We start from the raw sequence: 13,888 nt of genomic DNA, 5'->3' as shown, positions 1-13,888 counted from the left end.
TGCTTCGGCAATTTGATGAATTGTTGAGCAATGTCTGGCAAGTTTGCGTGTTCTGCAAAATATTGAAAATAAGGTTGTGGTATGGATATTACGGAACTTCTCGCCTTTAGCGCAAAGCAGGGCGCCTCTGATTTGCATCTATCTTCGGGTTTGCCGCCCATGATACGCGTTGATGGCGACGTGCGCCGCATTAATTTGCCGCCCATGCAGCACAAGCAAGTGCATGGGTTGATCTATGAAATCATGAACGATAAGCAGCGCAAAGATTACGAAGAATTTTTAGAGACGGACTTCTCGTTTGAAGTGCCGGGTGTGGCGCGCTTTCGTGTAAACGCTTTTAACCAGAACCGCGGTGCCGGTGCAGTTTTCCGTACCATTCCCTCCAAAGTGCTGACCATGGAAGAGTTGGGTATGGGCAGCGTGTTCCGCGACATTTGCAACACCCCGCGCGGCATTTGCCTGGTGACCGGGCCCACCGGTTCGGGTAAGTCCACCACCCTGGCGGCGATGGTGGATTACATTAACGACAACAAATACCAACACATTCTGACCATCGAAGACCCCATCGAATTCGTGCACGAAAGCAAAAAGTGTTTGATTAACCAGCGGGAAGTGCACCGCGACACCCACGGTTTCTCTGCCGCACTGCGCTCCGCCTTGCGGGAAGATCCGGATATCATCCTGGTGGGTGAGATGCGTGATTTAGAAACCATTAAGCTTGCGCTAGAGGCCGCCGAAACCGGTCACCTGGTGTTTGGCACCTTGCATACACAGTCGGCGGCAAAAACCATCGACCGGATTATCGACGTCTTCCCCGCGGCAGAAAAAGCCATGGTGCGCTCGATGCTATCGGAATCACTGCAAGCGGTTATTTCGCAAACCCTGATGAAGAAAAACGGCGGTGGCCGGGTGGCGGCGCACGAAATTATGCGCGGCACGCCCGCCATCCGTAACCTGATTCGCGAAGACAAGGTGGCGCAAATGTACTCCGCCATTCAAACTGGCGCATCGGTGGGCATGCAAACCATGGATCAGTGCCTGGCCGACCTGGTGGCGCGCCGTGTGATTGCGCGAGATGTGGCCCGCGAAAAAGCCAAAATTCCCGAAAATTTCTAACAGGGTCACGGAGTTACTATGGATTTTGACCGCTTGTTAAGCCTGATGGTTGAAAAGGGCGCCTCGGATTTGTTTATCACCGCCGGCGTACCGCCTTCGATGAAATTGCACGGCAAGGTGGTGCCTGTGACCACTACACCGCTGTCGCCCGAGAAGTCGCGCGAGGTGGTACTGTCGGTCATGAACGAAAAGCAGCGCACCGAGTTTTTAGACAGTAAAGAATTAAACTTTGCCATATCTGCGCGCGGCATTGGCCGCTTTCGCTGCAGCGCGTTTTATCAGCGCAACCTGGCCGGGATGGTGTTGCGTCGCATTGAAACCAATATTCCCAAAGTGGATGATTTAGGCCTGCCGGAAATTATTAAAGAGCTGGCCATGACCAAGCGCGGCTTGATCATTTTTGTGGGCGCGACGGGTACCGGTAAATCCACCTCGCTGGCCTCGATGATTGGCCACCGCAACCGCAATTCCAAAGGGCACATCATCACCATTGAAGACCCCATAGAATTTATTCATCAGCACCAGGGGTGCATTGTCACCCAGCGCGAGGTGGGCATCGATACCGATTCCTTTGAGATAGCGCTGAAGAATACCTTGCGGCAGGCGCCCGATGTGATTTTGATTGGCGAGGTGCGCTCGCGCGAAACCATGGAGCACGCCATTGCCTTCGCGGAAACCGGCCACTTGTGTTTGTGTACGCTGCACGCCAACAATGCCAACCAGGCACTGGATCGGATTATTCACTTTTTTCCGGCCGATCGTCACTCGCAGTTATGGATGGACTTGGCGCTGAACTTGCGCGGCATTATCGCTCAGCAGCTCATTCCCACACCGGACGGCACCGGCCGGCGGGCCTGTTTGGAGGTCTTGCTGAATACCCCGTTGGCGCAGGATTTAATCCGTAAAGGCGCGGTGCACGAGCTCAAGCCGTTGATGAAAAAATCCACGGAGCTCGGCATGCAAACCTTCGATCAGGCGCTCTATGATTTGTACGATCGCGGCGAAATTACTTACGAAGATGCGCTCTCCTACGCCGATTCGCCCAACGACTTGCGCCTGCTGATTAAACTGGGTTCTGAAACGGACGCCGACTACCTCAGCAATGCGGCCGATGAATTGACGATTCAAAAAGAAGAGTCGGGCGGCCACAAGCTTTACTAACTAAGCGCAAGCTCTGGTTGCCAGGGGCGACGCCGGTTTTACGGCTGGCTGTTCAGCCAGCTTTCCAGTATAAGGCGCGCGGCAATGGCGTCCACCGGGTCACTTTTGTAGTGGCCCCTGTGGCCCCGGCCGCGGGCTTCGGCTTTTGCCTCGCGCGTACTCAAACGCTCATCCCACATCTCTACCGGTAATCCAAAGCGGCCGTGCAGGCGGTTGCCGAATTTGCGCGCGCGCGCAGCCAGTTCGGTTTCCGTGTCGTCCATATTGAGCGGCAGACCTACCAGCAGGTGCGTCGGTTGCCACTCGGTCAGCAGCGCGGCAATCTGCTGCCAGTCGGGCACGCCGTCGCGGGCCTTGATAGTGGGCAGTTCTTGGGCGGTGCGAGTCAGCGTCTGGCCGTAGGCGGCGCCGATGTTTTTGGTGCCGAAGTCAAAGGCGAGAATACGTTGTGTCACAGCTTGGCTCGCTTGTGTGCCGGCGCGCGGTTTGGCCTTAGGCGTGGCCGGCGTGGCTGGAAATCAGGTTTAAGTCAAAGCCCAATAGCTTGGCCGCGGCCGACCAGCGCAGGTGGGCCGGTGTGTCGAAGAGCAGCTCGCTGTCGCCGGCCAGGGTAATCCAGGCATTGTTGGCTATTTCGTCTTCTAGCTGTCCGGCCTCCCAGCCGGCATAGCCAAGGGCCACGATGGCATTGTGTGGCCCGCGCCCGGCTGCCATGGACTCGAGAATATCGCGCGATGCCGTCAGGGCTACCTCGGGCGATACTTCGATGGTGGATTCCCAGCGCTGCGCCGCCGGGTGCACCACAAAGCCGCGCTCGCGCTGTACTGGGCCGCCGGCGTAAATAGCCTGCTGGGCCGTCTCCGGCACGGCATCAAGACCCATCTGCTCGAAAATGTCGCCGAGGGTGATGTCGCCGAGCGGGTGGTTTAACACTAGTCCCATGGCGCCCTCTTCGCTGTGATCGCAGATCAGCGTGATGGAGTGGTTAAAGTGCGGGTCGCGCAGGCTGGGCATGGAAACCAGAAACTGGCCCTTCAAAGAGCCGGCCGTCAGTTCAGCGCTGGGTGTATCTGTGTGTTTCTTCATACCTTCAGTATGGGGTTTGGCGGCTGAAAAACAAGGTGCGCCGCAGGCCCTCGACGGCATTAGCGCGCCGCCTGGGCCGGCGCCTCGCCGGAGCTCAGGCCGGTGATTTCAAAGCGCAGGGTGCGCACTATCTCCAGGTGAGTGTGATTTTGGAGCACTTCGTGGGGGATGGGCGCGAAGGGCGAGCTGTCGCGGATAATGCTCACGGCGGCGTCGTCCAGCAATCGATAGCCCGAGGGGTTGGTAATTTGCACCTGGTCCAGGCGGCCGTCGGGTTTGACTCGTACGGCCAGGGTCACGGCACCGAAAATTTCACGTCGCAGGGCCTCTTGCGGGAAATTCCGATTGCCCACGTATTCCACCTTATCGGTCCATTTCAGCAGGTAGGCGGCTTCGGCCGAGCTTTTGGTGGCCACCGAGGTCAGGTGACGCACGCGCGGGCGTTTGGCGTACTGCTGGCGCTGGCGATCGATCTCGGCCATTAGCGAGGCAATTTCGTCGTTGGTGTTGGGGCGCTCCTGGTTTTCGCCTTGGCGCTCTTCTTGCTCTGGTGTGGGTTTGTCGAGTTGCAAGCTGGCGCTGTGGCTGCTCTTGCTGGTGGTGGTCACCAGTTGGTCGTCGCGCCGCTCGCTGGGCTTAATTTGCCGCTGCTGTGGTGTTGGGTTGACGTCGTTGATCACTGGCGCAAAAAACTCGGCCGACTGATCGGTGGTTTGCGCCTTGGCCTCTTCGATGGTGCCGCTGCCCTCCTGGTTCTGCTGGGCCAGGAAGTCGGCCTTCTCGGGCTCGCTGGCGCTTTTGTGGTTGGCCAGGGTAATTTCCAGGGTCGGCAGTTTGCCGGCGCCCTTGTCGACTTTAAAGGTCAGGCCAAAGAGCAGCAGTGCGTGCACTGCCAGGGCCACAAACAGGGTAAAGGTGAGCCGGTCGCCCTGGCTTTCGCGCGGGGCGTTCAACAAAGACGCGGTTGCACTGCTCATGCCTTAGCGCGCCTCCAGGCGCCGGGCGATCGCGTCCATTAGCAGGCCGCCAATATCGGTTTGGTAGGCATTGTCGATTTCGCGCGCGCAGGTGGGACTGGTGACATTGATCTCGGTCAGGTAGTCGCCAATCACGTCCAGGCCCACAAATAGCAGCCCCTTTGCCTTAAGAGCTGGGGCAACTTGATCCACAATCCAGCGATCCCGCTCAGACAGGGGTTGCGGTCGGCCAGTGCCGCCTGCCGCTAGGTTGCCGCGGGTTTCGCCCTGGCTGGGAATGCGCGCTAGGCTGTAGGGAACGGGCGTGCCGTCGATGACGAGTATGCGTTTGTCGCCGGCGCTGATCTCGGGCAGGTAGCGTTGTGCCATGATGGTCTCCCGGCCCTGCCGGGTGAGGGTTTCGAGAATGACGCCTACATTGGGGTCATCTGCCTTAACCCGGAAAATACCGCTGCCACCCATGCCGTCCAGGGGTTTAAAAATAACGTCTTGATGCTGCTGGTGGAAGGCCCGCAAACGCGCGTTATTGCGCGTCACCAACACCGGCGGGCAGCAGTCTGGGAACTGGGTGGCAAACACCTTTTCGTTGCAATCGCGCAAGCTCTGTGGATCGTTTACTACCAGTACGCCCTCGCGCTGGGCGGCCTCCAGGACATAGGTGCTATAGACGTATTCGCTGTCGAAGGGCGGGTCTTTGCGCATCAGCAGGACGTCCAGCTCGGCCAGAGGCAGCTGTTCGGCAGCGCCCAGCTGGTACCAGTCCTGGCGACCCAGGTGGGCGTCGTCTGCCACAGTGATTGGGCGACCACTGCCCTGGGCGCGACCCTGATCAAGCCAGATATCGCCCTGTTCAAAGCCCAGTAACTGCCAGCCGCGCGCTTGGGCGGCCTGCATGAGGACCAGGGTGGTGTCCTTTTTGGCGTTAAAGGTGTGGATGGGGTCCATCACTATGCCCATGCGAAAGGTCATGGCTTACCTCGGTGTTTTGGCAGGGCTTCAAGGGGGCTCGAGCGCCGCTGCAAACGGTGACATTGGATTAGGCGCTGAGGATAGCGCCATCGGCTGGCGGCGGCTATAGTCCAGGTCACGTTAGGGGTAAATTCCCATTTTATTCAGTCGCTTATAGCGAAACCTTAATATCTGTGTTAAAACATCCAGTCGGCGTAGTCTTCGCCGCAAATCCAGGTTCGGCTGCCGCTGCCCATCCGCGGCTGCTATGCTGTTTGGGCGATCAACCGCCATTGACCCAGCCTGGTCGAGGTAAAAATAAAGCGAAAGGCAAAAGCTCATTATGGACGTCAATCTGGAAAGCCTGAAAGTCATGGTGATCGACGATAGCAAAACTATTCGTCGCACTGCAGAAACACTCCTGAACAAAGCCGGGTGCACAGTCATTACCGCCACCGATGGTTTTGATGCACTGGCTAAAATTGCCGATACCCGGCCGGATATCATCTTTGTTGATATCATGATGCCGCGCCTCGACGGCTATCAAACCTGTGCGCTGATTAAAAACAACAGCGAATTTAAATCGACACCGGTAATTATGCTGTCCAGCAAGGATGGCCTTTTTGATAAGGCTAAAGGCCGGATAGTTGGCTCGGATCAATATTTGACCAAGCCCTTTTCCAAGACGGAATTGCTAGGCGCCATCCAAACGCATGTTGGTCAGGCCAAAGCATCTTAACAACGCAGCCGGTAAGGCTGGCTAACCCAAAGTCATAACAAAAACAGATGTTCCCGGGGGACCTATGGCAAGAGTGTTAATCGTCGACGATTCACCCACAGAAACTTACAAGCTGACCAGCATTCTGGAAAAGAACGGTCACGCTGTTATCACCGCGGAAAACGGTGAGCAAGGCGTAGCCGTGGCGAAAAAAGAGCGCCCAGATCTGGTTTTGATGGATATCGTGATGCCGGGCTTGAATGGTTTTCAGGCGACTCGCCAGCTGAGTAAGGCGCAGGAGACGGCACATATCCCGGTGATCATCGTCACGACAAAAGATCAGGAAACCGATCGCGTGTGGGGCATGCGTCAAGGCGCCAAGGCCTATTTGACCAAGCCCATCAGCGAGAAAACCCTGGTGCAGGCCATCGCAGACGCTATGGCGTAGCCGGGTAGAACAACGGGATTTTCATGACAGAGCCACAGGCGAATCAATCAAGAGCATTTCAGGCTCTGGTGGAACTGGCGGGGCGCAGTAAGCATTTTGCGCGGGGTCTGCCGGCGCAGCTGGCCATTAAGCCGCACTGGAGTGGCATTGGCTTTTCGTTGATGGGGCGCCGGTTTGTCGCGCCCATGGACGAAGTGAGTGAAATGCTGGAAGTGCCACCTTACACCCGTTTGCCCGGCGTTCAGCCCTGGGTGCGCGGTGTGGCCAACGTGCGTGGCCGCTTGCTGCCGCTGTTTGATCTGGCGGCATTTTTCGGTTCTAAAATTTCCAGCCACCGCAAACAGCGCAGGGTACTGATTTTAGACCGCGATGAACTCTACTCCGGACTGATCGTCGATCAAGTTTTTGGAATGCAACACTTTCCCGTGGACACCTTTAGCGACGACAACAGCGACCTGCCCAAGGCAGTGGCGCCCTTTGTCAGTGGCGCTTATCGACAGGGTGAAAACCAGTGGAATGTATTTAGCCCGGCGAGTCTTGCCGGCGAACCCAGATTTACCAATGCGGCCGAAGATTAAGCCGGAATTTTTCAGGGCGGTTTACCGCTTTATTTTAAGTAACACGCAACGTTGGTCAGGAGCGTAGCATGAAGAACGAAACAAGAGGCCTCGTCGCATCCATGCGAGGCAACCCGGTGATGGCAGCCTTGGCGGCCGCGCTGTTGGTTGTGCTGGTATTGATGGGTGTGAGTTTTTACCTGGTGCAGCAAAATACTGCCAAGGATCAGGGTTATTTGCAGCTCACCGCAGAACTGCGCGCCCTGTCATTCCGGGTAACATCGCTGGCGCGTGAAGCCACGTCTGGCAACGAAGCTGCTTTCCCGGAACTGGCGAAAGTGATTGCCGAAATGGACAGCCTCTGGGGTCGCTTGCGCGCATCTGACATCGATACCCGAACCGCGTTGGCGGAAGAGTTTGCGGGCTTTGATGCTATTTTTCAAAGTGTGAAGAACAGCGCCAACAATATTGTGACCAACAAAGACACCATCATCTTCCTGAACGATGTGGCAATCACACTGAACGAATCGCTGCCGGAACTGCAGGCGGAGCACAACAACATTGTTGAAATTCTGCTGGAAAGCGGGGCCCCTGCCGACCAGGTGTCGGTGGCGCAGATGCAGTCCTGGCGTGCCGAGCGTATTGGTCGTAACGTGGATAAAATGCTGCGCGGTGGCGGCGATGCAGACCAGGCCGCCGACCAGTTTAATCTGGATGCCAACTTGTTCGGTAAGGTTCTGTCCGGCATGAAGGGCGGCGATGCCGCCATGAGTATTTCGCGCGTGACCGAGCCAGAGGCTGTGAGCTCATTGAACGAAATTTCCGAACTGTTTGAGTTCGTAAACAGTTCCATCCGCGAGATCTTTGAAGCCTCGCCCGCACTGTTTAAGGCCCGTCAGGCCACCAACCAGATTCTTGATGACTCGCCCCGTTTACTGGAAGCGCTGACCACGCTTTCGGATAAGATTGTTGAAAACGCCGGCAATCGCCAGCCCAACAACCTCACCATCGCCATCTTGGGTGTGATTGGATTGTTGGCTATCGTATTGATCGGTGCGCAGTGGGCCCAGGGCACACGCCAGCGCCTGCAGGTGGAAGAGGAAACTAACGAACGTAACCAGAACGCAATTTTGCGTCTACTTGATGAACTGGCCGACCTCGCAGATGGTGACCTGACAACCACTGCAACGGTAACGGAAGATTTCACCGGTGCCATCGCTGACTCCATCAACTTCACCATTGACCAGCTGCGTGTACTGGTTTCTCGAATCAACGAAACGGCCGTGAACGTATCGTCTGCCGCTCAGGAAACCCAGCAAACGGCACTGCATCTGGCCGAGGCCTCTGAGCATCAGGCGCAGGAAATTGCCGGTGCATCGGCTGCTGTGAACGAAATGGCTGTGACCATTGACCAGGTATCTGCGAACGCCGCCGAATCAGCCGCGGTTGCGGAGCGGTCGGTATCGATCGCGAGCAACGGTGCAAAAGTGGTACAGAACACCATCCACGGGATGGATACCATTCGCGAACAGATTCAAGACACCTCGAAGCGTATTAAGCGTCTGGGTGAATCGTCACAGGAAATTGGTGACATCGTATCGCTGATTAACGACATTGCCGACCAAACCAACATCCTTGCACTTAACGCTGCGATCCAGGCCTCGATGGCCGGTGACGCAGGTCGAGGCTTCGCGGTGGTTGCGGATGAGGTACAGCGTCTTGCGGAACGTTCTGCTGCGGCAACAAAGCAGATTGAGGCGCTGGTTAAAACGATTCAGAACGATACCAACGAGGCTGTAATCTCGATGGAACAAACCACCGCGGAAGTGGTGCGCGGTGCTCGTCTCGCACAGGATGCGGGTGTGGCACTGGAAGAAATTGAAAACGTATCGTCATCGCTTGCGGAATTGATTCAAAACATTTCGAACGCTGCACGCCAGCAGGCCTCATCTGCCGGCCACATCTCCAACACGATGAACGTGATTCAGGAAATTACCTCGCAAACCTCGGCCGGTACTTCGGCCACGGCCCAGTCGATCGGTACCCTGGCCGAGATGGCACTGGATCTGCGGGAATCGGTAGCTGGCTTCAAGCTGCCAGAAGAGTTGGATGACAACTACGGCGAAGAGACACTGACCCTGGACGATGCGGTTGAAGAGGTGAGCGACGCAGATGAAGAGGTGAGCTTCGATCTGGATGGAGAGTTCAATGCCGAATTGTCCAGTCTGGAAGACGAAGAAGAGCCCCACAGAGCTTGATAAGCGAGTAGCCGTAGCGTGGTGTGGTCGTTACGGGCGCTGCCCGAATTTACGGACAACGAATTCCAGCAGTGGAGCAAACTGCTGGAAGACCGTACCGGTATTCAAGTGGCGCCCCATCAACGTGCATTTTTGCAGACCCAAATAGCCAGCCGAATGCGGGAGCTGGAGTGCGGTGATTACCAGGCCTACATGCACCAGGTGCAGGAAGGTCTGCACGGCATGGTGGAATGGTCGGTGCTGGTCGATCGGCTGGTGGTTAAAGAGACCAGTTTCTTCCGGCATCGCCCGTCTATCGAGTATGTTCGCCGCCTAGTGCAAACGCGCATTGATAATCAGTCACTCAATGATAGCTTTGACGTCTGGAGTGTGGGTTGTGCCACGGGCGAAGAGCCCTATGCGCTCGCCATGGTGATAAACGATTGCTTTGAGCTGGCTGCGGTAGATCCCTATTTTGGAGTAACCGCCACCGATATCAGCTTGCCCTCGTTGCACAAGGCGCGCGCGGGGATTTATGCGGCCCGGAAATTGGACCAAACCACCCCACAGGAAAAAGCCCGGTATTTCACACCAGTGGGCCAAAATCTGCAGGTGGTTGAAAAAATAAGAGATCGGGTGTGTTTCACCCACGGCAATGTGCTGGATCTGGCCAAGATGCCAGCCGTGCCAATGGATGTGATTTTTTGCCAAAACCTGTTGATCTATTTTCGGCGTTGGCGACGTCGGGACATCCTCAACGAGTTGGCAGCCCGCCTGAAGCCCAACGGTGTATTGATCGTTGGCTTAGGCGAGATCACGGAATGGCAACACCCTAACATGAAGCGCGTCGGTGGCGATCAGATACAAGCCTACCAGCGCCTCGCTCCTGGCTCGGCTAAGAGCGAATAACGAGAGGACGGTCCCTTGGGAGACAACCGTAACTTTGCAGCCCTGGATTGGGTCATCGGTGAAATTGGCGAAACGCTGAAAGAGGCGCGCCAAGCACTGGAAGCCTATGTGGAAAATGCAAAAGATGCCACGCGCATTCGCTTTTGCCTGACCCACATACACCAGGTACACGGCTCCCTGAAAATGGTGGAGTTTTACGGCGCGGCGCTGATGGCTGAGGAAATGGAGCAGCTGGCGCAGGCGTTGATGAATGGCGGCGTTAAAAACGAAGCAGAAGGCCAGGAAGTTTTAATGCGCGCCATTTTGCAGCTGCCGCTCTACTTGGAGCACGTCAAGAGCAGTCGCAAAGATCAGCCCGCGATGGTGCTGCCGCTGCTGAACGACCTGCGCGCTGTGCGCGGTCAAAGCCTGCTCACCGAAACACAATTGTTTACCCCCGATATGTCGGCCGCCAAGCGTGTCACCGGCCAGCCGTTGGCCGCCGCGCAAGACAACAAGCAGCTGACTGAAATGGTTACCAAGCTGCGCCAGATGTATCAAATGGCAGCGGCCAGTTTAATCCGCAGCGTTAAGCCCGACGAAAGCCTGGCGTATCTGCAAAAAGTCTTTACGCGTTTGTACAAACTCACCCAGGGTACGCCGCGTCAACCGTTGTGGGAAATTGCGCTCGGTTTGGTGGAAGGGCTTCAAAACGATTCTATTGAAGCCAGTGTCTCCGTTAAAAATTTGCTGCGCCAGCTCGATCGCGAGATAAAAGTCTTGGCCGTTTACGGCACTAAGGCATTGAAGGCCGGTACACCGCACGAGCTGCTGAAAAACCTGCTGTATTACATCGCGCGTGCCGAAGTAGAGTCGCCGGTAATTGCGCGACTGAAAACTAAATACAAGCTGGCCGAAGCGCTGCCGAAGGATAAAGTCGAAGAGCTCTCCGAAGACGACTTGCTGTCGGGTCCCGACGGCGAGGCCATGCGCTCGGTAGTGGCCGCTATTGGCGACGAGCTGGATATTGTGAAGCACGCACTCGATATGTGTTTGTCGGGAGAGGATGCCAGCAGCCACGTGCGCGAAGCACTGCCGGTGTTGAAGCGGGTGGCCGACACCATGGCGGTCTTGGGTATTGGCAGCTTGCGGCAGCAAGTACTGGCGCAGGCCGCCGTCTTAGAACGCGCGGAAGCCAGCCCGGACTACCTTAACCAAGATGTCTTGATGGGCGTGGCCGGTGAAATAATTGACATCGAAAACAGCCTGCAAAATTTGGTGCGCAACTTGGGTGCCGGCGAAGGCAAAGGCCCGGTACGCGATATCAATTTAAACGAAGCGCAAGAACAGGTATTGCGCGAATGCCGCAATGGCCTGGAGCAGGCCAAAGACGCCGTCATCGAATACATTGCCTCCCAGTGGGATCAGTCTCACCTGGGCAATGTGCCCAACCTGCTGCGCGAAATCCGCGGCGGTTTGGACATGGTACCCCTACCGCGTCCGGCGCGTATTATTGGCGCCTGTGCCCGTTTTGTGGAAGAAAAACTGGTGGGCGTCGAACAGCCCCCCGAGTGGTCGACACTGGATATCCTGGCCGATGCCATTACCAGCGTTGAGTACTATCTCGAGCGCCTGGGTGGCGATATCGAAGAGGAAGATGACCTGCTGTTGAGCGTCGCCGAAGAAAGCGTCGAGGCGCTGGGTTATGCCGTGGCATCCAGCAAACCAAGGTCGGGCGCCCATGCTGAACCGAGCAGCGCAGAATCAGTACTGAAGAAAATGGTCGACGTGGAAGACGTCGATATGGATGTGCCCGTTGCCGAGACCGACGACGAGAAAGTCGCGCCGGCCGAAGTCGCAGACGCGGCCAGTGCGCAAGCGGAGGATGCACCCGAGCCGGAGGAGTTAGAGCCTGCGGGCAATGCGAACACTGTTGACGAACCGGTCGCTGTCGAGCCGGAGCCGCCAGTGGCGGCGCAAGCGGCTGGGCCAGAATCGGAGCCAGCGGCTGCAGAGGCCGAGCTGGATGAACCCGAAGATGAAATCGACGAAGAGATTCTCGAAATTTTCATCGAAGAAGCGGAAGAAGTTACCGAAACCATTAACGAGTATTTTCCGCGCTGGAAAGAAGATTTTAACGACCAAGAGGCACTGACTGAATTCCGGCGCGCCTTCCACACCCTAAAGGGGTCTGGTCGTATGGTGAAGGCCATGGCCATTGGCGAGTTGGCTTGGTCCATCGAAAACATGTTGAATCGCGTCATCGACGGTACTATCGAGCCCAACAGTATTCACGTGGATTTGATCGAGCGCGTGGTGGCGCGCCTGCCCGCGATGATTGCCGCCTTCCGGGATAAAACCCCAGTACCCGATAAAGCCACCATCGATCAATACCAAGCCTGGGCCGAAAGCTTGAGCAAAGGCAATATGCCTGCGGAACTGCTGGCGGGCATTGAAGAGGGCAATAGATCGTCGGAAGAGGGTGAGTCAGCCGACGTTGAGCCGGCTGCCTTAGCATCTGAAGTTCCTGTCGAAGAAGACGACGGCGAGCCCGACAGCATGCTGTGGGAAATCTTTGGCTCTGAAGCTAGCACCCACCTAGAAGAGCTGGAAGCCTTCATCGAGGAAATGCAGGAGCTGGCGCCGCTGTACACGCCGCCCAGCGAAAATATGCAGCGCGCCTTGCACACCCTAAAGGGCAGTGCGCATATGGCGGATGTGGTACCCATTGCGGAAATGGCCACACCGCTGGAGCGCTTCGTCAAAGAGCTGCGTTCTTATCAAGTTAATATCGACGAAGATATTCTTCAGCTGCTGCGCGATGCCGTGACTTATACGCGCGAAGCGCTCACAGATATCGAGGCCGGCGAAACTGTCGAAATTCCCCGCCTGCAACAATTCATTGCCCGCGTAGCCGAGCTAAAAGAGCTGTCGGTTGGCCCCTTGATTCGCCAGCAGGAAGCGGAAGCTCAGGGTAAAAAGAAGGTTGACCCAGAGTTGTTGTCGATCTTCATGGCAGAGGAAATGAACCTGCTGCTCGATGCGGACGATATGCTGAATGCCTGGCAGGCACAGTCGATCAATCGCGAGCAATTAGCTGCATTGCGCTCCGAGCTTGCCAATTTAGAAAAAGGTGCCGAACACGCCAATTTGGTGCAAATGAGTGGCTTAAGTGGCCAACTCAAGTACGTTTACGACGCCATTAGCGACGGCCGCTTGACGCTGACCGACGAGGGGTATCAGGCGCTACACGCGGGCCACGAAGCCCTGTTGGACATGGTGGACGCCGTGGCCGCCGGACAAAACATCCTGCCTGTTTCCGATGAAGTCATGGCTGCGCTGGCGGCACTGGCGCCGTTTGAAACTGAAGGAATCGAACCCGCCGACCTTCAGCCTCCTGAAACCGATGAGGATATCGTTTTCACCCTGCCCGAGGCCGAGGACGATGATGAGCTCGCACCCGAAGCGGCGCCTGTTGCGCAGGCCGATGTGGTGGAAGACGTTGAAGATCTGGCGCAAGATATAGAGCTGGCACTGCCCGATGTCACCGAGGTGGAGCTGGAGCAGGAGGAGGACACCAGCGCCTTTGAATTAGATACGCAAACATCCTCGCAATCACTTGACGAGATGGCGAGCGACGCGAACGCTAATCCTGCAGAAGCAGAAGCAGAAGCAGAAGCAGAAGCAGAAGCAGAAGCAGAAGCAGAAGCAGAAGCAGAAGCAGAAGCAGAAGCAGAAGCAGAATCAGAAGC

The 13,888-nt window shown here is 56.6% G+C and carries 12 protein-coding genes; 8 read left to right on the top strand and 4 right to left on the bottom strand.

What is annotated here, in order from left to right; all coding sequences use genetic code 11:
• Nucleotides 1–81: 81 nt before the first annotated feature.
• Nucleotides 82–1,116 (top strand): type IV pilus twitching motility protein PilT, encoded by a 1,035-nt coding sequence (locus ACW8F6_RS08795; RefSeq protein WP_491575487.1) that lies wholly within the window; start codon nucleotides 82–84, stop codon nucleotides 1,114–1,116.
• Between the two features lie 18 nt (nucleotides 1,117–1,134).
• Nucleotides 1,135–2,277, top strand: a complete 1,143-nt coding sequence (locus tag ACW8F6_RS08790; RefSeq protein WP_491575486.1) for a PilT/PilU family type 4a pilus ATPase — start codon at nucleotides 1,135–1,137, stop codon at nucleotides 2,275–2,277.
• Between the two features lie 38 nt (nucleotides 2,278–2,315).
• Here the strand turns inward: ACW8F6_RS08790 and ruvX are convergent, their stop codons facing one another.
• The 4 genes from ruvX to gshB are packed head-to-tail and all read right to left on the bottom strand — an operon-like array spanning nucleotide 2,316 to nucleotide 5,309.
• A complete protein-coding gene (ruvX, locus tag ACW8F6_RS08785) occupies nucleotides 2,316–2,732 on the bottom strand; it encodes a Holliday junction resolvase RuvX (protein ID WP_491575485.1) in 417 nt (138 codons plus the stop codon).
• Between the two features lie 37 nt (nucleotides 2,733–2,769).
• On the bottom strand, nucleotides 2,770–3,363 hold the full coding sequence (locus tag ACW8F6_RS08780; RefSeq protein WP_491575484.1) for a YqgE/AlgH family protein: 594 nt from the start codon (nucleotides 3,361–3,363) through the stop codon (nucleotides 2,770–2,772).
• A gap of 59 nt (nucleotides 3,364–3,422) precedes the next feature.
• Nucleotides 3,423–4,340, bottom strand: a complete 918-nt coding sequence (locus tag ACW8F6_RS08775; protein WP_491575483.1) for an energy transducer TonB — start codon at nucleotides 4,338–4,340, stop codon at nucleotides 3,423–3,425.
• Nucleotides 4,341–4,343: 3 nt separating this feature from the next.
• Nucleotides 4,344–5,309 carry a glutathione synthase gene (gene gshB, locus ACW8F6_RS08770; protein WP_491575482.1) on the bottom strand — a complete coding sequence of 322 codons (966 nt, stop codon included), beginning with the start codon at nucleotides 5,307–5,309 and terminating at the stop codon, nucleotides 4,344–4,346.
• 322 nt (nucleotides 5,310–5,631) lie between these two features.
• On the opposite strand from gshB, the gene pilG reads away from it, so the two are divergent.
• From pilG to ACW8F6_RS08740, 6 genes are all read left to right on the top strand, one after another.
• Nucleotides 5,632–6,027 (top strand): twitching motility response regulator PilG, encoded by a 396-nt coding sequence (pilG, locus tag ACW8F6_RS08765; protein ID WP_183907265.1) that lies wholly within the window; start codon nucleotides 5,632–5,634, stop codon nucleotides 6,025–6,027.
• A gap of 64 nt (nucleotides 6,028–6,091) precedes the next feature.
• A complete protein-coding gene (gene pilH, locus ACW8F6_RS08760) occupies nucleotides 6,092–6,454 on the top strand; it encodes a twitching motility response regulator PilH (RefSeq protein WP_491575481.1) in 363 nt (120 codons plus the stop codon).
• Nucleotides 6,455–6,477: 23 nt separating this feature from the next.
• Nucleotides 6,478–7,032, top strand: a complete 555-nt coding sequence (locus tag ACW8F6_RS08755; RefSeq protein ID WP_491575480.1) for a chemotaxis protein CheW — start codon at nucleotides 6,478–6,480, stop codon at nucleotides 7,030–7,032.
• A 68-nt stretch (nucleotides 7,033–7,100) separates the two neighbouring features.
• A complete protein-coding gene (locus ACW8F6_RS08750; protein ID WP_491575479.1) occupies nucleotides 7,101–9,269 on the top strand; it encodes a methyl-accepting chemotaxis protein in 2,169 nt (722 codons plus the stop codon).
• Nucleotides 9,270–9,287: 18 nt separating this feature from the next.
• Entirely contained in the window at nucleotides 9,288–10,157 is an 870-nt protein-coding gene (locus ACW8F6_RS08745) for a CheR family methyltransferase (protein ID WP_491575478.1), read from the top strand.
• Between the two features lie 15 nt (nucleotides 10,158–10,172).
• A partial coding sequence (locus ACW8F6_RS08740) for a FimL-related protein (RefSeq protein ID WP_491575477.1) occupies nucleotides 10,173–13,888 on the top strand: 3,716 nt, incomplete at its 3' end.

The organism is Simiduia sp., assembly GCF_058345725.1.
This window is presented reverse-complemented; position numbering and strand designations above follow the sequence as displayed.

What these genes read in the sequence shown, in the direction of transcription:
- pilG (WP_183907265.1), top strand. Translation starts at nt 5,632, where the DNA reads ATGGACGTCAATCTGGAAAGCCTGAAAGTCATGGTGATCGACGATAGC.
- gshB (WP_491575482.1), bottom strand. Translation starts at nt 5,309, where the DNA reads ATGACCTTTCGCATGGGCATAGTGATGGACCCCATCCACACCTTTAAC.
- pilH (WP_491575481.1), top strand. Translation starts at nt 6,092, where the DNA reads ATGGCAAGAGTGTTAATCGTCGACGATTCACCCACAGAAACTTACAAG.
- ACW8F6_RS08755 (WP_491575480.1), top strand. Translation starts at nt 6,478, where the DNA reads ATGACAGAGCCACAGGCGAATCAATCAAGAGCATTTCAGGCTCTGGTG.
- ACW8F6_RS08775 (WP_491575483.1), bottom strand. Translation starts at nt 4,340, where the DNA reads ATGAGCAGTGCAACCGCGTCTTTGTTGAACGCCCCGCGCGAAAGCCAG.
- ACW8F6_RS08780 (WP_491575484.1), bottom strand. Translation starts at nt 3,363, where the DNA reads ATGAAGAAACACACAGATACACCCAGCGCTGAACTGACGGCCGGCTCT.
- ACW8F6_RS08790 (WP_491575486.1), top strand. Translation starts at nt 1,135, where the DNA reads ATGGATTTTGACCGCTTGTTAAGCCTGATGGTTGAAAAGGGCGCCTCG.
- ACW8F6_RS08750 (WP_491575479.1), top strand. Translation starts at nt 7,101, where the DNA reads ATGAAGAACGAAACAAGAGGCCTCGTCGCATCCATGCGAGGCAACCCG.
- ACW8F6_RS08795 (WP_491575487.1), top strand. Translation starts at nt 82, where the DNA reads ATGGATATTACGGAACTTCTCGCCTTTAGCGCAAAGCAGGGCGCCTCT.